We start from the raw sequence: 24,096 nt of genomic DNA, 5'->3' as shown, positions 1-24,096 counted from the left end.
CAACAATTGATAACACAAACAAACTTTAGCAAAAGAAAGAATTCAGATGAAAGAAGTTACAAAAGAAGTATATTTAAAGTGGTACGAAGACATGCTACTTTGGAGAAAGTTTGAAGACAAACTTGCAGCATTATACATTCAACAAAAAGTTAGAGGTTTTTTACACCTATATAATGGTCAGGAAGCTGTACTAGCAGGTGCCTTGCACGCTATGGACCTGACTAAAGATAAAATGATTACTGCTTACAGAAACCACGTACAGCCAATTGGTATGGGAGTTGATCCCAGACGAGTGATGGCTGAACTTTTAGGAAAAGCAACAGGAACTTCTAAAGGTATGGGAGGTTCTATGCACATTTTCTCTAAAGAACACCGTTTTTACGGAGGACACGGAATCGTAGGTGGACAAATTCCGGTAGGAGCTGGTTTAGCTTTTGCTGATAAATATTTTGAAACTGGCGGAGTAACTATGACCTATTTTGGTGATGGTGCTGCAAGACAAGGTTCATTACACGAAGCTTTTAACATGGCTATGTTATGGAAATTACCAGTTGTATTTATCGTTGAAAATAACGGTTACGCAATGGGAACTTCTGTAGAAAGAACTGCAAACCATACTGATATCTGGAAACTTGGTTTAGGATATGAAATGCCTTGCGGACCAGTTGACGGAATGAATCCTGTAAAAGTTGCTGAAGCAATGACAGAAGCTATCGACAGAGCTCGTCGTGGTGACGGACCAACTTTCCTTGAAATGAAAACATACCGTTACAGAGGACACTCTATGTCTGATGCACAATTGTACCGTTCTAAAGAAGAGGTTGAAGAATACAAAAAAATTGACCCAATTACTCAGGTTTTAGATGTAATTATGGATCAAAAGTATGCTACAGAAGAAGAAATTGAAGTAATTGACCAAAGAGTTAAAGATTTGGTTGAAGAATGTGTGAAATTCGCTGAAGAATCTCCATATCCTGAATTACAACAATTATACGATGTAGTATACGCACAAGAAGACTATCCATTCACACCTCATAAACTATAATATATTATGGCCATAAAAGTAACAATGCCTCGTTTGAGCGATACTATGACGGAAGGAACGGTAGCGACTTGGTTAAAAAAAGTAGGCGACAAAATTAGCGAAGGAGATATCCTTGCTGAAATTGAAACAGATAAAGCAACAATGGAATTTGAGTCTTTCAACGAAGGAACTCTTTTACATATCGGAATTCAAGAAGGAGAAACTGCTCCTGTTGATTCATTATTAGCAATCATTGGTAACGAAGGAGAAGATATTTCTGCTCTTTTATCTGGTGGTGATGCTCCTGCTACTGCAGAAGCACCAAAAACGGAAACAAAAGAAGCTGAAGCAAAAGACGCTCCTGCTGAAACAAAAACTGAGACTGCTGCACCAAAGACTGCAGCTGCATTACCAAAAGGCGTTATAGTTGTAACTATGCCTCGTTTGAGTGATACAATGACAGAAGGAACAGTAGCAACCTGGTTGAAAAAAGTAGGTGATGCTGTTGCTGAAGGTGATATTCTTGCTGAAATTGAAACAGACAAAGCGACTATGGAGTTTGAGTCTTTCAATGAAGGAACATTATTATACATTGGAATTCAGGAAGGAAATACTGCACCTGTTGATAGCTTATTAGCTATTATAGGACCTGCAGGAACTGACATTTCTGGAATTGCTGACAATTATACTGCCGGAGGTGCTGCACCTGCAAGCGCTCCTGCAACTGAAGAAAAAGCTGCTCCTGCTGCTGAAAAAGCAAGTGAAGCTGTGGCAGAAACTTCAAACGGAGGAAGAATTTTAGCTTCGCCATTAGCGAAAAAAATTGCTTCTGACAAAGGAATTCAATTAACTCAGGTGAAAGGTTCAGGAGAAAACGGACGTATCGTAAAAAGCGATATTGAAAACTTTACTCCATCTGCACAAGCACAACCAGCTGCAACAGCAACTGCTGCTGCTCCAAAAGCTGATGCTGCTCCTGCTGCTCCAAAAGTATTTGTTCCTGCCGGAGAAGTTTTCACCGAAGAGATCAAAAATTCTCAAATGCGTAAAATTATCGCAAAACGTTTGGCTGAATCATTATTTACTGCACCGCACTACAACTTAGTGATCGAAGTAAGCATGGACGAAGCTATGGGCGCAAGAGCGACAATCAATACTGTTCCGGATACAAAAGTATCTTTCAACGATATGGTAATAAAAGCTTGTGCTTTAGCATTGAAAAAACATCCAAAAATTAACTCTCAGTGGAAAGAAGATGCTATCATCATCAACCACCACGTTAACATTGGTGTTGCTGTAGCAGTTGAAGACGGATTAGTAGTTCCTGTATTGAAATTTACTGACGCTATGAGTTTATCTCAAATTGGTGCTTCAGTAAGAGATCTTGCGGGAAGAGCTAAAAACAAAAAATTAGGGCCACAAGAAATGGAAGGAAGTACTTTTACAGTATCTAACCTTGGAATGTTTGGTATTACTGAATTCAATTCAATTATCAATCAACCAAACTCTGCTATCCTTTCTGTAGGTGCAATTGTTGAAAAACCAGTAGTTAAAAACGGTCAAATTGTAGTAGGAAACACAATGATGTTATCATTAGCATGTGACCACAGAACAATTGACGGTGCAACTGGTGCTCAATTTTTACAAACATTAAAACAATACATCGAAAGCCCAGTTACAATGTTGGCATAATTTCAATGTTTATCCTGAGCGAAGTCGAAGCGTTAGCCTGAACAAAATCGAAGGCAGACTGATCGAAATCGATGGTTATTTATAATTAAATCCCGTTTTGTTTATTCAAAACGGGATTTTTTGTTTAATTTCCCTCCACTAATTCAATTCTTCATAAAATGAAAAAACTAATCCTTGCCACTTTATTCCTGACCATAATTGCCTGTCAGAAAAAGGAACAAACAGAAAAAGCAACTGCCGTTACAGATGAACACAGTTATGCTAAACCAGAACTTGCCGTTGTAAAACATCTGGATCTGGACATAAAAGTCGATTTTGACACTCAGACTATTTCAGGAAAAGCTTCCTGGTTAATTGACAATATTAGTAAAGGAAAAGAAATTATCTTTGACGAAAACACACTAAACATTACAAAAGTAACTATAGGTGATGACGAAAAAGAAACCAAATTCGAACTTGGAAAAGACACAGAATTTCACGGAAAACCGCTTCACATCACTATCGAACCTACTACAACTAAAGTAAACATTTACTATAGCACGACTAAGGAAGCTATTGCTTTACAATGGCTTAAGCCAGAACAAACAGCAGACAAAAAGAAACCTTTCCTTTTTTCTCAGGGAGAAAGCGTATGGTCAAGAACCTGGATTCCCTGCCAGGATTCACCCGGAATTCGTTTTACTTATGATGCAAAAGTTACCGTTCCTAAAGATTTATTAGCCGTAATGAGTGCCGTAAATCCGCAAAAGAAAAATGATACGGGAGTTTATACTTTCAAACAAGATAAGGCAATTCCTTCTTATTTAATGGCAATTGCCGTTGGAGATATCGAATTTCAATCTATTGACAACAGAACCGGAGTTTACGCAGAACCATCCATGTTAAAAAAATCAGCCTGGGAATTTGCTGAACTTGGAAAAATGGTTAATGCTGCCGAAAAACTTTACGGGCCTTACCGTTGGGGACGCTATGATGTTTTGGTTTTACCTCCAAGTTTTCCTTATGGAGGAATGGAAAATCCTAATTTAACTTTCTTAACGCCGGGAGTAATTGCAGGCGATCGTTCTCTAACAAGTTTATTAGCCCACGAATTAGGACACAGCTGGAGCGGAAATTTAGTTACAAACGCTACCTGGGATGATATTTGGTTAAATGAAGGTTTCACCACTTACGTAGAACACCGTATTGGCGAAGCTATTTTTGGAGAGAAAGAATTTGAAATGCAAAACGTTATCACTCGCAAAGAGTTAGTTGATAATGTAGCTGAATATGGAGACACAAGTCCTGACACCAGATTAAAAGTAAGCCTAACAGGAAGAAATCCTGACGACGGAATTAGCATGATTCCTTACGTAAAAGGATATGCTTTTTTAAGAGTGATCGAAAACGCTGTTGGACGCGAAAAATTTGATGTTTTCATCAAAAATTATTTCGACGCGCATGCTTTTAAATCGATTACTACAGAAGATTCATTAAATATTACAATGATAACCTTATAAAAGGAGACAAAGCACTGGCAGATAAAATAAAAGCAGAAGACTGGATATACAAACCTGGAATTCCATCCAATATTACTCCAGTAAGTTCCGTAGATTTTGACGCTATTGATAAAATCCAGAAAAACTGGAGAACAACCGGCGTGAAAGGATTAAGCAAACAAATTACAACTACAACAGAAAAACAACATTTTATCGACCATCTTCCAACGGATATTACACCAAAAGAAATGGAAGCGATTGACACTGAATTCAACTTTACGAAAGGCGGAAATTTTATTATAAAACGCCAATGGTTTGTTCAGGCAATAATGCATCAATACAAAGCAGCAAATCCTGCAATTGAACAATTTTTAATTGGAATTAGCAGAACTGGATCTGTAATGATGTTGTACAAAGAAATGGTTAAAACTCCTGAAGGGAAAGTTTGGGCAAAACAAGTTTTTGATAAAGCAAAATCTGGTTATCACGCTACAACTATTCAGGCTGTTGAAGGTATTTTGAAATAGTTTTCAGTTTTCAGTCGCAGTTTTTCAGTCGCAGTTTTCAGTCACAGTTGACAGTTGCAGTGAACAGTTTGTAATTTCACAGTTACCATCCCCGATTATCAAATAGATAATTCGGGGATTTTTTTATCTCGTAGGGATTACAATCGGGATACTCTTCTATTCAAAAAATAACCTCGGGAAAATTGTCCATCACATAGCGTAAATCCTCCATGTTCTACAATCTGTAATCGTCGCACCTTTGTAATGTCAAAAGACAACAACTAATAATTAACATAAAAAATTAAATAAAATGACACGATTAACAGCATTAAACCCAGAAGAAGTAACAGGAAAAACTAAAGATTTATTCAACGCTGTACAAGCTAAATTAGGAGTTGTTCCTAACATGATGAGAACAATGGGAAATTCTCCAGCGGTTCTTGAAGGATATTTGAATTTAAGCGGCGCATTGAGCCACGGAAAACTAAGCTCAAAAACCGGAGAACTAATCGCTCTAACAGTTTCAGAAAGCAATTCATGTGAGTATTGTGTAGCTGCACACACTTTTATTGGTGGAAAATTATTAAAAACTGACGCACAAGTTCTACATGACGCAAGAACAGGAAATTCTGCTGATGCAAAAACGGAAGCGATCCTTCAATTTGCTAAAACTTTAATTAGCAAAAATGGTTTAGTAAACGATCAGGATGTAAATGCAATTAAAAATGCAGGGGTTTCAGACGCTGAACTTGCAGAAACTGTAGCACATGTTGCATTGAATGTTCTAACCAACTATTTTAACAATACTGCAAACACAGAAATTGATTTTCCGGCAGTTCCTGGCTTAGCATTACAAAACTAATTTTTCAAACAAAAAACAATTTATAAAGATAGTTGTGAATTTATTTCATGACTATCTTTATATTTTCAAAAACATAGAATTATGAGCAATCAAAGTGTTTTTACTTTAATTAATCCGCAAACCGGGAACCTTGCTTTTAAGCTACTTCCGTTTGATAACAATAGCCATTTTGATCATTTGCAGCGCAATAATTATTTCTCGTTAATTTGGGTTACGAAAGGAAAAGGAAAGGTAAAAGCTGATTTTGCCGAGCATCAGTTTGAAGAAAACTCACTCCTCGCCTTTTCGCCGTATCAACCTTTTATGCTATGCGTAAGCGAACCTATTGAAGGAATTGCAATTCATTTTCATCCCGATTTTTACTGCATTCATTACCATCAGAAAGAAGTTTCGTGCAATGGTGTTTTGTTCAACAATGTGTACCAACCACCATTTACGATAATTACAGAGGAAGCCGCTTCGACTTTTAAAATGGTTTTGGATCAGATGAAAATTGAAATGCAAAATTCAGAACTGGCACAATATGAACTGCTCATTTCGTATTTAAAGATATTTTTGATCACGGCTTCGAGACTCAAAAACATACAACTCGAAGAGATGAAATCGGTTCCGGATTCTAAAGAACCTTTTATTCTCCAAAATTTGAAAGATGCGATTGAACTGAATTTTAAAATAAAACATTCTGCCGGACATTATGCAGAAATGCTGAACATTTCGGCGAAAGCCTTAGCCAAATTATCCAAGAATTATTTCAACAAAACTTTAACTGATTTAATTGCCGAAAGAATTATAATCGAAGCTAAAAGAGAATTATACATGACCAACAAAACGATTAAGGAAATCGCTTATGAACTGGGTTATGACGACGAGCATTATTTTAGCCGATTTTTTAAAACCAATGCCGATGTTTCGCCACAATTGTATCGTGAAACTGTAGGATTTGGAAAAATGGATAACTAATTCTTATTCTTAGCCTCGATCCATTTTGCCATGTATTTCGTGCTTTTAAGCGTGTGATGCTGCAGCAAACTTCCCATAAAATTTTGCAAGCGATGACTTTCAGAATTATTCAATAATGAATTAATTGCCGCTATTAATGCCGTAGAATATTTACTCAATTGATAGCATTCGTTAACGATAGCAACTCCATTTTTTTGAGCTTGTTTCCAAAGATTTTCGTCGTGATACAATTCAACTGCCTTTTTTGCAAACAACTCAGTATCATCTGTAACAAAACCATTCCAGGATAAATTGGCGTGCATCGCTTCAGAACCTATTGTCGTAGTTATACTTGGTGTTCCGCATTGCATGGCTTCTAATAATTTCCCTTTTAAACCTGCTCCAAATCGAATTGGCGCCAGAACAACCCGTGCTTTTTTAACGATTTCATTAGCATCTGCGGCTCTTCCCATAATAAAAAAACCATTTTTAGGCTGATGCAGCTGCAACACTTTTTGCGAAGGATACGCTCCATAAACTTCTAAAACGGCTTCTGGAAATTGTTTTTTAATTAAAGGCCAAATGGTTTCTTTTAAATATTGAACAGTATTCCAATTGGGTTCATGCAGAAAATTTCCGATGAAAACAAAATTTTTACGTTCTTCAAACAAAGGTAATTTCAACAAATCCAACTCAGACATTTCGTAAACTAAAAACGGCAAATAATACAACAAATCCGAATCTATTTTAAAAACATCTTTTAAGATTTTCATTTCAAATTCAGAAATAATAAAAGATAAATCGCATCTCAAAATACTTGCAATTTCGCGCTTTGCCACTTCTTCAGACAATAAATCATGAAGTTCAAAAACTCTATTTTCCTTAAATGCTTTTTGTCTTGCAGTTCTCAAACAATGTAAATCTTCGGTGTCTAATAAACGAATCGCTTTAGGGCAATTTTCAGATACCCGCCATCCAAATTGTTCTTCGATCATAAAACGATCAAACAAAACCACATCAGGATTCAATTCGATTATAAAATCATCAAAACTGGAATTATTAAGTTCAATTGACACTTTTTTCACTCCAGATTCAGATAAATCGACCATAAAATCGCTATCTAAAGCCGGGCTTGCAAATGTAATTTCGAATCCATTTTGTTTAAAAATAGAAATTAATTGCATCATTCGTCCACCCGCTGCAGACGAATCTGGTTCAGGCCAAACAAAGCCAATGATTAAGAGTTTTTTTATCTGATTCATTACAAAATATTTCAAGCTACAAAATAATGCTTTTTTAAGCGCAATCATGCGATAATTCCCGATTTTTAGTGATAAAAAACACTAATTTTGCAAGAACTAAAATGCCGGGAAATTATGTTAGGATTAAAATTAGCGACAGACCCTCGTTGGGTAAATATTGTAGAATCAAATATTGAAGAAATATTAACGGATCACGCCTGGTGCGAACAAAAAGCAGCTTCAAATGCCATAAGCTTAGTAACTTATAATTCTGAATTAGAAGAATTAGTTACTGAAATGCTTGTGATTGCGAGAGAAGAATTAGAGCATTTGCAAATGGTACACGATATCATCAAAAAAAGAGGTCTGACTTTGGGCCGCGAAAGAAAAGACCATTATGTAAATGAGCTTTTTAAATTCATGAAAAAAGACGGAAGCCGTAAAGATGCACTTTGCGACCGTTTATTGTTTTCGGCCATGATCGAAGCCAGAAGCTGCGAACGTTTTAAAGTACTGTCTGAAAACATTAAAGACGAAGAATTAGCTAAATTTTACCGCGATTTGATGATTTCTGAAGCCGGTCATTATACCACTTTTTTAGGATTTGCCCGAAAATACACTGACAATATAGATATAGACAAACGTTGGAAAGAATGGATTGAATATGAAGGTTCTATCATTACCAATTATGGTAAAAAAGAAACTGTTCACGGATAAAATTCAATTTAGATCTTATTTATAAATACCACAATTTGTTATGCCTGCAAATAAAACCAAATCTATTTTATTTAAAATAGCAAAATACACCGGAATAACTTTTGTCGTTATTATAGGATTACTGTTTCTGACCCCTATTATTTTTGCTGATAAAATTAAGGAGCAAATTAAAAAAACAGCTAACGAAAAACTGAGCGCAGAATTGAATTATTCTGATGTCTCGGTTTCGTTTTTTCATCACTTTCCTTCATTGACTTTAACTTTAAATGACTTAAGTCTTAACGGATCAGCTCCTTATAAAAACGAAAAATTTATTACTGCAAAAGAGGTTTCGTTTGGAATAAATGTAGCCAGTTTAGTATTTAGCAAGGAAGTAAAAATAGACCAGATTTATCTATCTGATTCCTTTATTAATGTAAAAGTAAATCCAAAAGGAGAAGCGAATTATAATGTTTACAAATCATCAAATACATCAGATCCGAAAGACAGTACAGATGCTGACGCATCGCTAAAACTGGAGAGAATCGAGATACTGAAAAGTAAAATAATTTACGACGATCAATCGACCAAAGTTCATTTTGATGCTTTTGGCTTTAATTATTTAGGAAAAGGAGATCTCAACCAGGCCGTTTTTGACTTGTATTCGAAAGCCAAAATCGAGAAATTAAATATTGTTTATGAAGGTGAACCTTATTTAATGAATAAGAAAATCGATGCGGATCTGATTACCAAAGTAAACGTAAACTCTTTGTCTTTCTTTTTTCAACAAAACAACTTAAAAATCAATCAGCTTCTGGTCGATTTTAAAGGGAAATTTGACTTTTTGAAAGAGGGTTACAATATGGATTTTGTGATTAAATCTGACAATAGTAAACTGAATGATGTTTTTACTGCTTTCCCTCCAAAATACATTACGTGGCTTTCTAAAACAGAATTAAAAGGAAATACCAACTTACTTTTAACTTTAAAAGGAAATTATATTGCATCGCAAAATATTGCTCCTGATCTTAATCTGGACATAAAAATAGACAGCGGTTTTGTAAATTATAACAAAAGTGCTTTTCCGGTTTCTAACTTAAATTTAGAAGTAAAAACAAAAGTCCCGTCATTAAATCCGGATCTTGCTATTGTAGATGCTAAAAACTTATCCTTAAACATAAATAAAGATTATTTAAAATCTAAATTTTATATCGAAGGGATAAATACACCAAATATCAATGCTGATTTTAAAGCCAGAATCGACCTTGAAAAACTGACTAAAGCACTCGGCATTCCTGATATTGTTTTAAAAGGAAGCCTGGCCGGAGATGTAAAAGCAAACGGAAAATTTGATCAGAAAAACAAACTTTTCCCAGTTACAAATGGTGTTATCGATTTAGAAAACGGGTATTTAAAAACACCATATTACCCAAATCCGATCACAAATATTACAATAAAATCTACAATCAACAATAAGAAAGGAACTTTTGATGATTTGAAAGTGAGCCTAAAACCAACACAGTTTACCTTTGAAGGAAAACCTGTTTTTGCAGAAGCCGATTTGAGCAATTTTAATGATTTGACTTACGACATTAAAGCAAAAGGCGAACTTGACGTGAATAAAATTTATAAAGTTTTCTCTCAAAAAGGACTTGATTTAGATGGTTTTGTAAAGGCTGACTTAGCTTTGAAAGGCAAACAAAGCGATGCCGAAAAAGGAAATTACAGCAAACTTCACAACAAAGGAACGCTTGAACTTAGAAATATCGGGATCACATCAGAATACCTGCCAAAGAAATTCATTATCAAAGAAGGTATTTTTAAAATCAATCAGGACAAAATGTCATTTAATAATTTCCTGGCTGCTTACGGCCAGTCTGATTTTAGGATGAATGGATATTTGCAGAACGTTTTTAATTATGCAACGACAAATACAGGCGTTTTAAGAGGTTCTTTCAAAGCTACTTCGCAATACATCAATGTTGATGAATTCATGTCAAGCACTCCAACAAATACTTCTGTAACCCAAACAAAAACTGAAACGCCGGCCCCTAAAACCGAGTCAAAACAAACCGGAGTTATCATAATTCCGACGAATTTGAATTTGATTTTTACTGCTCAGGCTCAAAAAGTGAGTTTTGATAAATTAAACCTTCAAAATGCAGTTGGAAATTTAAGCATGAACAAAGGCAAATTAAGCATGCAGAATACCGGTTTTAATTTAATTGGCTGTAATGTTGCCATGAATGCCAATTATCAGGCTATTACTCCTCAAAAAGCAAATTTTGATTTTACTATTAAAGCTTCTGATTTTGATATTAAAAAAGCCTATAACGAAATTGAAGTTTTTAGAAAAATGGCCAGCGCAGCTGAAAAAGCACAGGGTATTGTTTCGGTTGATTACCAGCTAAAAGGAAGATTAAACGGGAATATGGATCCTGTGTATCCATCGCTTGTTGGCGGCGGAACACTTTCTGTAAAAGATATAAAAGTGCGAGGCTTGAAAATGTTTAATGCCGTAAGCAAAGCAACAAATTCTGAATCAATGCAAAATCCCGATCTTTCTAAAGTTGACATCAAAACCACGATCAAGAACAATATCATGACCGTAGAACGCTTTAAATTTAAGTTTGCCGGCTTTAGACCAAGAATCGAAGGCACAACAAGTCTAGACGGAAAACTGAATTTAAAAATGCGCTTAGGCTTACCTCCTCTTGGTATATTCGGAATCCCGTTAACTGTTACCGGAACACAGGATAATCCGAAGATAAAAATGGGTAGAAAAACCGAGGATCTGGAAGAAACAAAAGATACTGAGTAATCGATTTTTAAATTCCAAATTCCAATTGCGGATCGTTTCTTTCCAAAAAAAACAGAAAAACCTTTGTCAAAGTTTTAAACTTGACAAAGGTTTTTTACTTTTTAGCTACATTTGATAAAGTTATATTCTATTACATTATGGCTGTTCCTGCAAACAAAGAAGAATTGGAAATCGCAATCAAAACCAATTATAATAAGCTAAAAAAAGAATTATCGGGCATTCCTGTTGAATTAACTGCCGTTCAAAACTTAGAAGGACATGCAAAAGATACTGTAATGAGCATTAATAATCTTATTTCTTATTTAACAGGCTGGGGAGAATTGGTACTCAAGTGGAACAATAAAAAAGACAACAAAGAAACCGTCGATTTCCCCGAGACAGGCTACAAATGGAATGAACTTGGAAAACTGGCACAAAAGTTTTATAAAGATCATGAAAAAGACGACTTTATAACTTTATGCAATAAACTAGATAATGTAGTAGATAAAATCCTCTCTTTGATTGAACAAAAAACCAACGCTGAATTGTACGAAACTCTCTGGTACGAAAAGTGGACATTAGGCAGAATGATACAGTTTAATACCGCGTCTCCCTACAATAATGCCAGAGGAAGAATCCGAAAATGGAAAAAAGAGAATAATCTTAACTACTAAAAAGTAACGCAGAAACATATAAAAACCCTTTACCTAAAATCCAAAGCAGCACTGCTAAACCCAACAATTTCCAGGCCCATGTTTTTCCTCTTTTCCAGTCAGAGAAAAACGAAATGATTTCCATATATTTTATTATAACGAATATACTTGTTGCTATTAATGCAAACCAGATAATTTCGTTTAAGTGAATACGAAAACCATATAAAAAAACTGCTGCAAGGAAAAGAACAGCTACAAACTGCAAATAATAATAGTTTTTATAACTGTATCGATAGTTCATTTTTGAAGACAGTATCAGAAATGACAATAACAATAAACTTATCAACGCCGCTATTATATTATAAAAAATAGCATTCCATTGCAATATAAGTATGCCGGTAATAACAACCGCCATAACGGTACAAGCTCCAAGAGAATTTATACTTCTGGGTCTATACTCATTTTTAAAAGGCAGCAACACAGGATATAAATATTTTTCTAACGAACGCCAGAACGGCAATGCATAAAACGCAGCAATTCCCGAAATAACAATTTCATAATTATAAAAAACATCAACTGGAACTTTATACAACACATACACAAGAGCCAACGAAATAATAATCGCCGGAAGACATATCGTTTTTATAGTTTCCCATGGATTTGTTCCCCAAAATTTATTTTCTATTTCAAAAACATACTTTTTAACCCAATATTCTTTAGTAAATAAAGCCGTTGACTGGCTCCACAATAAAAACAAACCTACATGAATAATGACAGTTCTTAACACAAACTCATCAATAAGGCACCCATAAATAATACAAACCACTCCTAGCAGGAACAGTTCGTAAGTTAACAAAACCGGCGAAAACAAAAACCTTAATAGAGGTGCAAATCCTCTAATTAATAAATCAATAAGCAAACCCCAATATTTTTTAAACAAGGCAATAAGAGCACAAATAGCTATAAATGCAGATAAATAAAACATCCAGTTGGTTAGCAATTGTGTTTTCATCCAAAACTGAACTGCAGAATCTTTGGGCGGAGAATAAACTACCTGAGAATTTGCAAAAATCTGCACCGCTAATTTATCCCTTACAGCATCATCTAATTCCGGAAATTGACTTTTATTTTTAAGCCAAAACTGATCTGTCTTACAACCATTCTTTTTAAGAACCTCAAATTCATATAAAATCTTTTTTTGAGAATCATTTAAAGAAACGATTTCTTCAGAAGAATTAATTTCTCTTGCAAACAGACTTGTACAAAAAAGGAATAAAAGGAAAACTATTTTTTTCAAAATTTAGGGAGATTAGTCTAACCAAAAATACAAAATAATACAGGGAAAAAATTCCAAAATTAAAATTCTAAATTCCCATAATCTACAAACCTGCTTCTGTGTCAATTTCAACTAACTAAAAATCATATCCTACTTTATATAATAAAAAAATGAATTTTACCGTTTTATTAATATATAAGTATACGCCGATAGTCAATTTCAATTTACAGAGAAACAAAAAACCCGTTCGCGAAGGCGAACGGGTTTTTATAATAATTTAATCTAATGATTATGCTTCGAATGGAAGAATAGATACATAAGATTTGTTATCTTTTTTCTTTTGGAACTTAACAACTCCAGCTACTCTTGCGTGTAGTGTGTGATCTTTACTGATGTAAACGTTTTCACCTGGATTATGTTTTGAACCTCTTTGTCTAACGATGATGTTCCCAGCAATAGCAGCTTGTCCACCAAAAATCTTAACGCCTAAACGTTTTGATTCTGATTCTCTACCATTCTTCGAACTACCGACACCTTTCTTGTGAGCCATGACGTATGAGTTTAAATATTGTTATTATTCTTTAGTAGCTTCTTTTTTTGCTTTTGGAGCTGCTGCTTTTTTTGCTTTTGGAGCTGCTTCAACTTCAGTTGCCGGAGCATCTTCTGCTACAACCGCTTTTTTAGCTGCTGCTTTTTTAGTTCCGCCTGCTGCAGTAATACCTTCAATTACAATTTGAGTAAGATATTGTCTGTGACCATTTCTCTTTTTGTAACCTTTTCTTCTTTTCTTTTTGAAAACGATTACTTTATCTCCTTTTAAGTGTTGTAACACTTTAGCTTCTACTGAAGCACCTTCTATAGCTGGGGCGCCTAAAGTTACGCTACCGTTATCGTCTAATAAAAGAACTTTGTCAAATGAAATACTTGAACCTTCTTCGTTAGACAAACGGTTAACATAAACCTTTAAGTCTTTGCTTACTTTAAATTGTTGCCCTGCTATCTCTACGATTGCATACATACCAAATTGATTTATTGATTTTTAAGGTTGCAAATATACAATTAATAATTTACTGTGCAATCTCTTATTCTAAAAATATTTATTTCATTTTAAAGTCTGTTTTTCAAGGTGTTTCACAGCTAAAAAAGAAACATTTAGCCGTATAATACTGTTAAAGTATCACCAAAACCAACCCTAACCCTTCATTAATAATTAAAAAAAGTTAATTTTGATGTAACGATAATCAACTCTTGGCTACCTACATATCTAGGTAAATAAAAATTATTAATCTTTATGAAAAAATCAATAATGATGTTAAGTGCAGCACTAATGCTCGGCGGAGTGGCTCATGCTCAAAAGGTAGCTTTTGAAGAATATAATTTAGATAACGGCATGCATGTTATTTTACACAACGATCCGTCAGCTCCCGTTGTAATTACCTCGGTAATGTACCATGTAGGATCAAAAGACGAGCGCCCGGACCGAACTGGTTTTGCGCATTTCTTTGAGCATTTATTATTTGAAGGAACTCAAAATATAAAACGCGGCGAATGGATGAAAATCGTCACTGCAAATGGCGGAGTCAACAATGCTAACACTTCTGATGACAGAACATATTACTACGAAGTTTTCCCATCAAACAGTTTAGAACTTGGTTTATGGATGGAATCTGAAAGATTGATGCACCCGATAATTAACAAGATTGGTGTCGAAACCCAAAACGAGGTTGTAAAAGAAGAAAAGAGAATGCGTTATGACAATCAGCCGTACGGAAACATACTTCCGGAGGTAAAGAAAAACATGTTCAAAAATCATCCGTATCGCTGGACCACTATTGGCTCAATGAAAGATCTTGATGCAGCAACGCTGGAAGAATTTCAGGCTTTTAATAAAAAATTCTATACACCAAACAATGCTGTTTTAGTGGTTGCCGGAGATTTTGACAAAGCAAAAACCAAAGAATGGATTCAGAAATATTTTGCTCCAATTCCGAGAGGCGAAGAAGTAAAAAAACAGACTTTTGTTGAAGAACCAATCAATCAGACTATAAAAGCAACTTACGAAGATCCGAATATTCAGATTCCGATGATTGTTGCCTCTTACAGAACACCATCAATGAAAACAAGAGATGCAAGAGTTCTGGATTTAATTTCTTCTTATTTAAGTGACGGAAAAAGTTCAAAACTGTATAAAAAAATAGTTGATGATAAAAAAATGGCGCTTCAAATTGGTGCCGTGGGTTTTAGCCAGGAAGATTACGGAACGTACATCTTATACGGTTTGCCAATGGCTCCAAATACCACCGCCGATATCTTAAAAGAAATAGACGAGGAAATTGTAAAAATTCAAACCGACCTGATTTCTGAAAAAGACTATGAAAAATTACAGAATAAATTCGATAATAATTTTGTGAACGCCAATGCAAGCGTAGAAGGAATTGCAGAAAACCTGGCTTCTTACTACTTACTTTACGGAGATGTAAATTTAATCAATACTGAAATTGATATTTACCACTCTATTACGAGAGAAGAAATTAGAGAAGTGGCTAAAAAATACTTAAACCCTAACCAGCGTTTAATTTTAGACTACGTTCCTTCAACTAAAGTTCAAAACTAAGCTTATCGAATCATGAAAAAAATACATACATTTTTAATCCTTTTATTCCTGACTGGAATTATGCAAGCACAAGATCGTCCACAACCAAAACCAGGCCCTTCACCAGTAGTCAACATCAAAAAACCACAAACTTTTGTTTTGGCAAACGGCATGAAAGTTTTGGTGGTTGAAAACCATAAACTACCAAGAGTAAGCTTTAACTTAACCCTAGACAACGCTCCTTTTACCGAAGGAAACAAGAAAGGTGTTGATGAACTAACCAGCAGCTTAATTGGTAACGGAACTAAAAAAACAACCAAAGAAGCTTTTAACGAAGAAATTGATTTTTACGGAGCAAGCATTAACTTTTCATCAACTGGTGCTTATGCCAGCTCTCTTTCTAAATATTCAGGACGTGTTCTGGAACTTTTGGCCGAAGGGGCTTTACAACCCAATTTTACTCCAACTGAATTCGATAAAGAAAAAGCAAAATTAATCGAAGGGCTTAAAGCCGATGAAAAAAGCGTTCCTGCAATTGCAAGTCGTGTTGTTGATGTTTTGGCTTTTGGAAAAAACCATCCTTCAGGAGAATATCTTTCAGAAGAAACAGTTAAAAATGTCACACTTGAAGATGTTCAGAAAAATTACGCAACCTATTTTGTTCCTGAAAACGCCTATTTAGTAGTGATTGGTGACGTTAAATTTAAAGAAACAAAAGCGGCAGTAGAGAAACTTTTTGGCGGATGGAAAAAACAAATTGCTCCAAAAAGCACTTATCCTAATCCTGAGAATGTTTCTAAACTTCAAATTGATTTTGTAGATGTTCCAAATGCGGTACAATCTGAAATTTCATTGGTAAATACCGTGAATTTAAAAATGAGCGATCCTGATTTTTTCCCGGCTGTAATTGCCAATCAAATTTTGGGAGGAGATTTCAACAGCTACTTAAATATGAACTTACGTGAACAACACGCCTGGACTTACGGAGCAAGTTCAAGCATTGGAAGCGGGAAATATGTAACTAAATTTAAAGCTTCATCTGCTGTTAGAAACACTGTTACAGATAGCGCTGTTGTTCAGTTTATAAAAGAAATTAAAAGAATAAGAACCGAAAGAGTTCCTCAGGAAGTTTTAAGAAATGTAAAAGCAGGATATATTGGCCGATTTGTAATGCAGGTTGAAAAACCGCAAACTGTTGCCCGTTATGCTTTGAATATTGAAACAGAAAAACTACCGGCTGATTTCTACGAAAAATACATTCAAACCATAAACAATGTTACTGCCGACGATATTTATCGCGTTGCCAACAAATATTTCTTATTAGACAATATGCGAATTGTAATTGCAGGAAAAGGTTCTGATGTAATTACTGGTTTAGAAAAACTTCAAATTCCGATTTTTTATTTTGATAAATACGGAAATTCTATAGAAAAACCTGTAACTAAAAAAGAAGCCCCAGCAGGAATTACTGCCAAAACTGTTTTCGAAAATTACCTAAAAGCAATTGGTGGCGAAAAAGCAGTTGCTGCTGTAAAAACTTTAGCTATGACGGGAACTACAACTGTTCCTCAGGCTCCGGGACCTTTAACTTTTACTTCTAAATTAGATTCGAAAGGAAAAATGATGGTTTCGCTTGCTATGGGAACTATGAATTTAATGAAGCAGGTTGTAAACGAAAAAGGGGCTTATATCGAACAACAAGGCCAACGCAAAAATCTTGAAGGCGCAGATCTTGCCGACATGAAGGCAAATGCAGCTCCTTTTGAAGAATTACAATTACAAAAAAGAACCGATTTAAAAGTAGACAGAATAGAACCTATAAACGGAAGCGATGCTTATGCAATAGCAGACGGCAAAACAACATATTTCTACGATGTAAAATCAGGTTTGAAAGTAGCAGAATCTAAAGTTCGTGAACAAGGCGGAAAATCATCTGCTCAAATCACCAATTTTAATAATTATAAAGAAGTGAAAGGCATCAAAGTTCCTTTTAACTTAGTTCAGAATGTAGGTTTTGAATTGGATATTAAAATGTCTGAGATTAAGATTAATGAAGGAGTTTCTGAGAAAGATTTCCTTTAAAGGTTCTGAGGTACTAAGTTGCTAAGGTTCTAAGATTTTTAGAGGCTTTGTCAAAGTTTAAAAACTTTTGACAAAGCTTTTTTTATGCGCACTATTTTTAGTCATTGCTTTGTCAGGCTGAGCGAAGTCGAAGCCCACGTTCCCAATCGACACGCTCTTCGACTTCTCTCAGAGCGACATCCGGAAAAACTACAAACTTCTTATTTCTTAGCTGATAAATAAACTCCAATTAAAATAATAAATGCTCCAAAAAACTGAATTGGCGTTAGCATTTCATTATCTAACAATCCCCAAAAGAAAGCTACTATCGGGATTAAGTAAGTTACTGATGTTGCAAAGACCGGAGAAGACATTTGTATTAATTTAAAAAATACAACATTTGCAATTCCGGTTCCCAAAACGCCCAAAATCATTACAAAAAGAATAGAATGTTGCGTCACATCAAAACTTATTCTTTGGGTAATATCTGTAAAGCTCAAAATAATTAAAGCCGGCAAAAGCAAAACCGCAAAATTACCTGTTGTTATACTAACAGAATTGAGATCAGATAAATATTTTTTGATTAAATTGACATTGATTGCATAACATAGCGTTGCAATAACCACCAAAACTACATAGTAATAATTTTGTCCGGGATGAGCCGATGCTCCGCTTAAAACCAGTAGCAAACAGCCTATTAAACCCACAAAAACACCAAGAACTTGTCGTTTTTGAAACTGAATTCCAAAAGCAATTATCCCCAGAACCAAAGTATTTAAAGGCGTAAGCGAATTTAAAATAGCCACAATAGAACTGTCTACCTCAGTTTCTGCAATCGCAAAAAGAAAAGCCGGAGTAAAGGTTCCGAAAACAGAAGTTATAGCAACAAATTTCCATTGGCGGCGCGAAATTTTCTTCAAACTATTAAAGCCAAAAAGCAACAGAAACAAAGCCGCAAAAATAATTCGGAATGAACCTACCTGAATCGCTGTTAAACCAACGAGACCTCTTTTTATTAAAATAAAAGAACTTCCCCAAATAAGTGAAAGAACAAATAAATAAGCCCACTTTAATTGCTTTGCATCCATAAATACCATTTTGATGCAAATTTGTAATAAATTTATGAACTGACCTCCTCCTTTTTATTAATTTTGCAAGGAATACAACTTATCAATTTAAAAATCATATATAATGAAATTTACAAAGATCATAGCCGCTTTCGCCATCGCGAGTTTAGTATTAGTAAGCTGCAAAAAAGAAGAAGATAAAAACCTGGCCAATATAAAATCTGAAAATACACCCATAAAAGAACATAAAGCAATTGCTGCTGAAAATGTACAAACGGCAAGTTTTGAAATTGAAGGAATGACTTGCGCTATGGGATGTGCCAAAACAATCGAAAAAGAATTATCTAACTTAGACGGTGTTGAAAAAGCTACAGTAGATTTCGATAAAAAAACAGCTACTGTTGTATTCGACAAAACAGTTCAAAACCAAGAGAATCTGACTAAAACGGTTCAGGCAACCGGAGATGGGAAAACTTATAAAGTTTCGAATATAAAGTCGTAGTCCGAAAAAAGATTCACAACAAATATATTTAAACAGTAGTAAACTCAGGCTTACTACTGTTTTTTTTTGTGAATGATTTTCAAAACTCTATTTTAGCTTATATCAATATTCAAACAAAAACAATGGAACTTAAATTTAGCCACATCGATATTCTGGTAAAAGATCTTCAGGAAGCCTGCGACTATTACGCAAAAATCCTTGGAGCAGAAATCTCTAAAAAATTCATCTGGCAAAGAGAAGAACTTCATGTGACCTATGCCGTTGTGAGAATGAGACAAGAACGTTTTATGCTTGTTCAGCCATTTTCCGGAAATTTAAAAAAGTTACTAGATACAAAAGGCGAAGGAACTATTTACCGTCACTGCTACTCTACTCCTGATATTGAAGCTGCTTTTGACGAATTAGTAGCTTCGGGCGTTCAGCCAGAGGATGAAAATGGAAATAATTTGTCAAAGGAAAGCCTTAATTCCCCGAGTGGAGTTAGAATTATTTGGCTTCCAAAACGTTTTGGAGAATTCTCGATTGAGATATTAGAAGAAGCAGGACTTCAGGATTTTATTACCGACGCTTTTTCGGTTTCTTAAATAAGAATTAGAGGATTTAATCCTTTATCAAACATAAAAAGGGCGTTTATAAATTAAACGCCCTTTTTTTATATCTTCTTTTTTTATTTCCACTTCAAAGTTTCCATTAGCCTTTGCATATCATTTTTGATATAACTCGCCGCCGGCATGATAGAATCAAAATTAGGCTTAGCATAAAAATAAACTGATCCTGTTATAAAATGCTTTGTACTGTCTGTTACGTAAAATTGCGAGTTTGTAGCCGCATTTCCATCCACCTGATAAAACATTCCGTAAACCTTTTTTTGAGGGTTTAAATAGGGCTGTTCTAATATATCATCGGCTTTAATTACATGCTCGTAAGTAAGTTTTTGAGCATCTTTAAGCAATTTCTCGATATTACCATTTACAGGTTTATAGGTTAGGTAAATTGTTGCTTTCATTTTAGGATAGGCAATCGCGAATCCGCAATCTTTTTCACCTTTAATTACAGCCGCTTCATTCATTTCAAAAGCAAAGGGACAATTGTTTTCAAAACTAACATATTTTGCTTCCGGATAATCTAATCGAAGAAAACCTGATGGCTTAGGCACCACATCATCTTTACAACTTAAAACAGTCAATGCCAGTAAAATTGTTGCTATTGAAATTGTTTTTTTTAACATTTAATCTATTGTTACTTTTATTTGTTTAACACGCTTTTTATCCACTGTTTCTATTGTAAAGACACAATTTTCAAAAGCTACTTTTTGATCTTTTTTAGGGAAGTTGCCTAAAATTTCTAAAATAAATCCTGCTAACGTTTCTGCTTCACCTTTATGAGATTCAAAAATATCTTCATTAACATTGACGATTCTATAAAAATCTTTCATATTGATTTTTCCTTCAAAAAGAAAATTCTTTTCATCGATTTGAGAAAAATTCAAATTTTCATCGTCAAACTCATCACTTATATCACCTACTATTTCTTCGATAACATCTTCCAGAGACACTAATCCTGATGTTCCGCCGTATTCATCAACCACAATAGCCAAATGGCTTTTAAGGCTCTGAAAATCCTTTAATAGATTGTCGAGTTTTTTATTCTCAGGCACAAAAAATGCTTCTCTTACCAAAGAAGTCCAGTCGAATTCATCGTTATCAATATGCGGTAATAAATCTTTAACAAACAAAACCCCTTCAATCTGATCGATGTTGTCGCGATAAACAGGAATTCTTGAAAATCCTTTTTCGATTATTTTAGGACAAATTGCCGAAAATGATTCTGATATTTCTAATGCAAAAATATCAATCCTCGGACTCATTACCTGTTTTGTATCTGTATTCCCAAAAGAAACTATGCCTTCAAGGATTTTTTGTTCTTCGCTTGACGTTCCTTCAGAATCTGTAAGTTCTAAGGCTTGAGAAAGCTGATTTATCGAAAAACTATTTTTTTGTTTCCCTAATTTGTTATGCAAATATAGTGTAACACTACGCATAGGCAAACTTATTGGCGATAGTAATGTATCTAAAATTGCGATTGGATATGCAACGCGTTTTGCGAATTTTATATTGTTGCGGCTGGCATAAACTTTTGGTAAAACTTCTCCAAACAACAAAATAAGAAAAGTAACCAGAATGATTTCAAGTATAAACTTAAAGACCGGAGAACTTACATTAGCAAAAATATTTTGTCCTATAAAAGAGAATAAAATAACAACTCCAATATTAAAAAAATTATTAGCTACTAATAAGGTGGCTAGAAGTTTTTTGGGTTTATCTAAAAGATTGGAAATAATTTTTCCTCTCGGATTATTTTCCTGCAATGTTTCGTTAATGTCTTTTTGGGATAAAGAAAAAAGCGCCACTTCGGCACCTGAAACAATTGCCGAAAGAAACAGCAAAATAAATATTCCGACAAAACCAATTATTAAATTGATGTCTAATGTAGAATTAAAAAATAAACTGGGCTCCGGGTCCAAATTAAAAAAGATTAGTTAAACAATCAAAAAGGTAAGTCATTTATAGGCAAACCTTCATTCGTGGCATCAAAGTTAGTGTTTTTTGCTGGTTCTGATTCCTGATGCGGTTTATGATTTCCGGTTTCTTTTTTAGTAGTCAAAAAAGTAAACTCAGTCACCTGAATCTCCGTAGTATATTTTGTAGTACCATCCTCTGCTTGCCACTGCCGCGATTTTATACGTCCCTCTATATAGATCTTATCTCCTTTAGAAAGGTATTTTTCGCAAATTTCGGCAGCTTTATTGCGCACAACCAGATTATGCCATTCCGTTGAAGTTATCTTTTCATTGGTCGTTTTATTGATATAAACCTCGTTTGTAGCTAATTGAAAACGACCTATACAGTTTCCGCCATCAAAATAATGCATTTTTACATCATCGCCTAAATGGCCAATTAGCATCACTTTATTTAATGTTCCATTCATAATTTTACAGTGGTATTTATCCCAAAGATACATTTTTTTTAGCAATTTATTTCTTGCTTTTCTATAAAATTATATATCACTATAGGAAATGGAAAAGTTTTTAATTCACTGGCATTCAATCCATTTTCGATTATTTCCGCAATTTTAACTTTCCAAAACTGAATATGAAGATGTTGATGCGAAAGTTTATGAACAACTGTAGTTTCATGACATTCTTCTACACTTAATATAGTAAAAGAAGGAAAAATATCATTTCTGACTGCTTTTGAAACAACATTAAAATCCACAATTTCAGTAGTTTCTATAAGAGGAAACTCGTATAAATTATGCCAGATTCCTTTGTCAGTTCTTTTTTGAATTAGGGTATTACCTAAAACATCTTCTAAAATTAAATAATTAAAGAAGCGATTGGTCACTTTAAGTTTTTTTGATTTTACCGGCAAAATCGATACTTTCTTTTTTTGAAGTGCTGCGCAACTTTCATTAAAAACACATATAGAACAATCCGGACTTTTAGGTACACATTGCAAAGCGCCAAACTCCATAATCGCCTGATTAAAAATTGCAGGGTTATCCTTTGGCATTAATTCATAAGCGAGCTCTGTAAATTCTTTTTTTGTTGCAGGAAGAGAAATATCCGATTCAACATCAAAATAACGAGAGAGTACACGAAACACATTACCATCAACAACAGGAACCGCTTCATTATACGAAAAAGAAGCAATTGCCGCTGCTGTATATTCTCCAACTCCTTTCAATTGTAGCAAATCTTTAAAGTTAGCTGGAAAAACTCCATTAAGCTCATTTGCGACATATTGAGACGTTTTATGCAGATTTCTGGCGCGAGAATAGTACCCTAATCCCTGCCAAAGTTTCAAAACCTGCTCTTCTGAGGCATTTGCCAAATCAAATACAGTAGGAAATTCCTGCGTAAACGCAAAAAAATACGGCGTTCCTTGCGCAACTCTAGTCTGTTGCAACATAATTTCTGAGAGCCAAATATGGTAAGGATCGGCTGTTTTTCGCCATGGCAAATCACGTTTGTTTTGTAAATACCATTTTATCAATATGTTAGAAAAATTCATTGCAAAATACTTAGAATACAAAAGTAAATGTTTATGTAATTAAAATTTAACGAATTAGCTTGATTAATTATTTTTTTAATTCCTATATTTGCAAACTCAAAAAAATAGTACACCATTTATAAAATAAAATAGGAAAGAAAATGACGAAAGCAGATATCGTAGCGAAAATTTCAGAGAAACTAGGTCTTGAAAAAGGAGATGTTCAAGCAACAGTAGAAACTTTTATGGAAGAAGTTAAAACTTCATTAGAAACTGGAGACAATGTTTACCTAAGAGGTTTTGGAAGTTTTATCGTAAAAACCAGAGCTGAAAAAACAGGTAGAAACATTTCTAAAAACACCACTATCAAAATTCCAGCACACAACATTCCTGCGTTTAAACCTGCAAAAGTTTTTGTAGAAGGAGTAAAAACAAATAACGAAGCAAAATAATACTATTAATTAATCATAAAATCGACACGATATGCCAAGTGGTAAAAAAAGAAAGAGACATAAGGTAGCTACGCACAAAAGAAAAAAAAGAGCGAGAGCTAACCGTCACAAAAAGAAAAAGTAGTTTTAAACTACTTTTTTCTTTTTAAACGTTCATTGAAATTGGAATTTAGTCTCAGTGACCAGTCACAGTCTGCAGCGT

23 protein-coding genes are annotated in these 24,096 nt (G+C 34.5%); 14 read left to right on the top strand and 9 right to left on the bottom strand.

Annotation, left to right across the window (positions count from 1 at the left end; all coding sequences use genetic code 11):
* Positions 1–46: 46 nt before the first annotated feature.
* From pdhA to B0M43_RS07905, 6 genes are all read left to right on the top strand, one after another.
* Positions 47–1,045 (top strand): pyruvate dehydrogenase (acetyl-transferring) E1 component subunit alpha, encoded by a 999-nt coding sequence (gene pdhA, locus B0M43_RS07925; RefSeq protein ID WP_056190513.1) that lies wholly within the window; start codon positions 47–49, stop codon positions 1,043–1,045.
* 6 nt (positions 1,046–1,051) lie between these two features.
* Complete coding sequence (locus tag B0M43_RS07920) at positions 1,052–2,716, top strand: pyruvate dehydrogenase complex dihydrolipoamide acetyltransferase (protein ID WP_078006248.1); 1,665 nt, start codon at positions 1,052–1,054, stop codon at positions 2,714–2,716.
* Positions 2,717–2,874: 158 nt separating this feature from the next.
* Complete coding sequence (locus tag B0M43_RS07915) at positions 2,875–4,215, top strand: M1 family aminopeptidase/hydrolase (protein WP_246860209.1); 1,341 nt, start codon at positions 2,875–2,877, stop codon at positions 4,213–4,215.
* A 140-nt stretch (positions 4,216–4,355) separates the two neighbouring features.
* Positions 4,356–4,721, top strand: coding sequence for a leukotriene A4 hydrolase C-terminal domain-containing protein (locus B0M43_RS24725; protein WP_246860208.1), 366 nt, complete (start codon positions 4,356–4,358; stop codon positions 4,719–4,721).
* A gap of 289 nt (positions 4,722–5,010) precedes the next feature.
* Entirely contained in the window at positions 5,011–5,562 is a 552-nt protein-coding gene (locus B0M43_RS07910; RefSeq protein ID WP_078006249.1) for a carboxymuconolactone decarboxylase family protein, read from the top strand.
* 81 nt (positions 5,563–5,643) lie between these two features.
* Positions 5,644–6,522: a helix-turn-helix domain-containing protein gene (locus B0M43_RS07905; protein WP_065448100.1), complete on the top strand. Its 879-nt coding sequence runs from the start codon at positions 5,644–5,646 to the stop codon at positions 6,520–6,522.
* Here B0M43_RS07905 and B0M43_RS07900 read toward each other — a convergent pair.
* Positions 6,519–7,763, bottom strand: coding sequence for a glycosyltransferase (locus B0M43_RS07900; protein WP_078006953.1), 1,245 nt, complete (start codon positions 7,761–7,763; stop codon positions 6,519–6,521). The two genes, B0M43_RS07905 and B0M43_RS07900, sit on opposite strands and share 4 nt — an antisense overlap.
* A gap of 114 nt (positions 7,764–7,877) precedes the next feature.
* On the opposite strand from B0M43_RS07900, the gene B0M43_RS07895 reads away from it, so the two are divergent.
* From B0M43_RS07895 to B0M43_RS07885, 3 genes are all read left to right on the top strand, one after another.
* Complete coding sequence (locus B0M43_RS07895; protein WP_065448101.1) at positions 7,878–8,459, top strand: tRNA-(ms[2]io[6]A)-hydroxylase; 582 nt, start codon at positions 7,878–7,880, stop codon at positions 8,457–8,459.
* Between the two features lie 40 nt (positions 8,460–8,499).
* Entirely contained in the window at positions 8,500–11,259 is a 2,760-nt protein-coding gene (locus tag B0M43_RS07890; RefSeq protein WP_078006250.1) for an AsmA-like C-terminal region-containing protein, read from the top strand.
* Positions 11,260–11,396: 137 nt separating this feature from the next.
* Complete coding sequence (locus tag B0M43_RS07885; protein WP_078006251.1) at positions 11,397–11,912, top strand: ClbS/DfsB family four-helix bundle protein; 516 nt, start codon at positions 11,397–11,399, stop codon at positions 11,910–11,912.
* Here the strand turns inward: B0M43_RS07885 and B0M43_RS07880 are convergent.
* From B0M43_RS07880 to rplU, 3 genes are all read right to left on the bottom strand, one after another.
* The gene (locus tag B0M43_RS07880) at positions 11,902–13,188 is read right to left on the bottom strand and encodes a hypothetical protein (protein WP_246860207.1); all 1,287 of its coding nucleotides are present in this window, start codon (positions 13,186–13,188) and stop codon (positions 11,902–11,904) included. The two genes, B0M43_RS07885 and B0M43_RS07880, sit on opposite strands and share 11 nt — an antisense overlap.
* A 268-nt stretch (positions 13,189–13,456) precedes the next feature.
* Entirely contained in the window at positions 13,457–13,717 is a 261-nt protein-coding gene (gene rpmA, locus B0M43_RS07875) for a 50S ribosomal protein L27 (protein WP_017497241.1), read from the bottom strand.
* Between the two features lie 24 nt (positions 13,718–13,741).
* A complete protein-coding gene (gene rplU, locus B0M43_RS07870; RefSeq protein ID WP_065448104.1) occupies positions 13,742–14,185 on the bottom strand; it encodes a 50S ribosomal protein L21 in 444 nt (147 codons plus the stop codon).
* Positions 14,186–14,458: 273 nt separating this feature from the next.
* Here rplU and B0M43_RS07865 point away from each other — a divergent pair, with 273 nt between their 5' ends.
* Entirely contained in the window at positions 14,459–15,781 is a 1,323-nt protein-coding gene (locus tag B0M43_RS07865; protein ID WP_078006252.1) for a pitrilysin family protein, read from the top strand.
* 12 nt (positions 15,782–15,793) lie between these two features.
* Complete coding sequence (locus B0M43_RS07860) at positions 15,794–17,842, top strand: pitrilysin family protein (RefSeq protein WP_210418049.1); 2,049 nt, start codon at positions 15,794–15,796, stop codon at positions 17,840–17,842.
* Positions 17,843–18,042: 200 nt separating this feature from the next.
* Here the strand turns inward: B0M43_RS07860 and B0M43_RS07855 are convergent, their stop codons facing one another.
* Positions 18,043–18,909: a DMT family transporter gene (locus B0M43_RS07855; protein WP_078006254.1), complete on the bottom strand. Its 867-nt coding sequence runs from the start codon at positions 18,907–18,909 to the stop codon at positions 18,043–18,045.
* Positions 18,910–19,012: 103 nt separating this feature from the next.
* On the opposite strand from B0M43_RS07855, the gene B0M43_RS07850 reads away from it, so the two are divergent.
* Together B0M43_RS07850 and B0M43_RS07845 are read left to right on the top strand one after the other, a co-directional pair.
* Entirely contained in the window at positions 19,013–19,390 is a 378-nt protein-coding gene (locus tag B0M43_RS07850; protein WP_065448108.1) for a heavy-metal-associated domain-containing protein, read from the top strand.
* Positions 19,391–19,512: 122 nt separating this feature from the next.
* The gene (locus tag B0M43_RS07845; protein WP_078006955.1) at positions 19,513–19,974 is read left to right on the top strand and encodes a VOC family protein; all 462 of its coding nucleotides are present in this window, start codon (positions 19,513–19,515) and stop codon (positions 19,972–19,974) included.
* Between the two features lie 83 nt (positions 19,975–20,057).
* Here the strand turns inward: B0M43_RS07845 and gldD are convergent, their stop codons facing one another.
* From gldD to mutY, 4 genes are read right to left on the bottom strand one after another with little or no spacing between them, the layout of a single operon-like run.
* Positions 20,058–20,618, bottom strand: coding sequence for a gliding motility lipoprotein GldD (gene gldD, locus B0M43_RS07840; RefSeq protein ID WP_065448110.1), 561 nt, complete (start codon positions 20,616–20,618; stop codon positions 20,058–20,060).
* Entirely contained in the window at positions 20,619–21,914 is a 1,296-nt protein-coding gene (locus B0M43_RS07835) for a gliding motility-associated protein GldE (protein ID WP_078006255.1), read from the bottom strand.
* Between the two features lie 23 nt (positions 21,915–21,937).
* Complete coding sequence (locus B0M43_RS07830) at positions 21,938–22,378, bottom strand: single-stranded DNA-binding protein (protein ID WP_065448112.1); 441 nt, start codon at positions 22,376–22,378, stop codon at positions 21,938–21,940.
* Positions 22,379–22,416: 38 nt separating this feature from the next.
* Positions 22,417–23,463: an A/G-specific adenine glycosylase gene (gene mutY / locus B0M43_RS07825; protein ID WP_078006256.1), complete on the bottom strand. Its 1,047-nt coding sequence runs from the start codon at positions 23,461–23,463 to the stop codon at positions 22,417–22,419.
* A 140-nt stretch (positions 23,464–23,603) separates the two neighbouring features.
* Here mutY and B0M43_RS07820 point away from each other — a divergent pair, with 140 nt between their 5' ends.
* A complete protein-coding gene (locus B0M43_RS07820; RefSeq protein ID WP_007805026.1) occupies positions 23,604–23,894 on the top strand; it encodes an HU family DNA-binding protein in 291 nt (96 codons plus the stop codon).
* Positions 23,895–24,096: the final 202 nt, after the last annotated feature.

The sequence above is a fragment of the Flavobacterium sp. KBS0721 genome, from assembly GCF_002007065.3.
Classification (GTDB): Bacteria; Bacteroidota; Bacteroidia; order Flavobacteriales; family Flavobacteriaceae; genus Flavobacterium; species Flavobacterium piscis.
This window is presented reverse-complemented; position numbering and strand designations above follow the sequence as displayed.

Excerpts from the sequence above, each read along its gene's own strand:
- B0M43_RS07830 (WP_065448112.1), bottom strand. The coding sequence starts at position 22,378 with ATGAATGGAACATTAAATAAAGTGATGCTAATTGGCCATTTAGGCGAT.
- B0M43_RS07860 (WP_210418049.1), top strand. The coding sequence starts at position 15,794 with ATGAAAAAAATACATACATTTTTAATCCTTTTATTCCTGACTGGAATT.
- gldD (WP_065448110.1), bottom strand. The coding sequence starts at position 20,618 with ATGTTAAAAAAAACAATTTCAATAGCAACAATTTTACTGGCATTGACT.
- B0M43_RS07820 (WP_007805026.1), top strand. The coding sequence starts at position 23,604 with ATGACGAAAGCAGATATCGTAGCGAAAATTTCAGAGAAACTAGGTCTT.
- B0M43_RS07890 (WP_078006250.1), top strand. The coding sequence starts at position 8,500 with ATGCCTGCAAATAAAACCAAATCTATTTTATTTAAAATAGCAAAATAC.
- B0M43_RS07920 (WP_078006248.1), top strand. The coding sequence starts at position 1,052 with ATGGCCATAAAAGTAACAATGCCTCGTTTGAGCGATACTATGACGGAA.
- B0M43_RS07910 (WP_078006249.1), top strand. The coding sequence starts at position 5,011 with ATGACACGATTAACAGCATTAAACCCAGAAGAAGTAACAGGAAAAACT.
- B0M43_RS07915 (WP_246860209.1), top strand. The coding sequence starts at position 2,875 with ATGAAAAAACTAATCCTTGCCACTTTATTCCTGACCATAATTGCCTGT.
- B0M43_RS07850 (WP_065448108.1), top strand. The coding sequence starts at position 19,013 with ATGAAATTTACAAAGATCATAGCCGCTTTCGCCATCGCGAGTTTAGTA.
- B0M43_RS07900 (WP_078006953.1), bottom strand. The coding sequence starts at position 7,763 with ATGAATCAGATAAAAAAACTCTTAATCATTGGCTTTGTTTGGCCTGAA.
- B0M43_RS07865 (WP_078006252.1), top strand. The coding sequence starts at position 14,459 with ATGAAAAAATCAATAATGATGTTAAGTGCAGCACTAATGCTCGGCGGA.
- B0M43_RS07885 (WP_078006251.1), top strand. The coding sequence starts at position 11,397 with ATGGCTGTTCCTGCAAACAAAGAAGAATTGGAAATCGCAATCAAAACC.
- B0M43_RS07845 (WP_078006955.1), top strand. The coding sequence starts at position 19,513 with ATGGAACTTAAATTTAGCCACATCGATATTCTGGTAAAAGATCTTCAG.
- B0M43_RS07905 (WP_065448100.1), top strand. The coding sequence starts at position 5,644 with ATGAGCAATCAAAGTGTTTTTACTTTAATTAATCCGCAAACCGGGAAC.
- mutY (WP_078006256.1), bottom strand. The coding sequence starts at position 23,463 with ATGAATTTTTCTAACATATTGATAAAATGGTATTTACAAAACAAACGT.
- B0M43_RS07855 (WP_078006254.1), bottom strand. The coding sequence starts at position 18,909 with ATGGATGCAAAGCAATTAAAGTGGGCTTATTTATTTGTTCTTTCACTT.
- pdhA (WP_056190513.1), top strand. The coding sequence starts at position 47 with ATGAAAGAAGTTACAAAAGAAGTATATTTAAAGTGGTACGAAGACATG.
- B0M43_RS07895 (WP_065448101.1), top strand. The coding sequence starts at position 7,878 with ATGTTAGGATTAAAATTAGCGACAGACCCTCGTTGGGTAAATATTGTA.
- rpmA (WP_017497241.1), bottom strand. The coding sequence starts at position 13,717 with ATGGCTCACAAGAAAGGTGTCGGTAGTTCGAAGAATGGTAGAGAATCA.
- rplU (WP_065448104.1), bottom strand. The coding sequence starts at position 14,185 with ATGTATGCAATCGTAGAGATAGCAGGGCAACAATTTAAAGTAAGCAAA.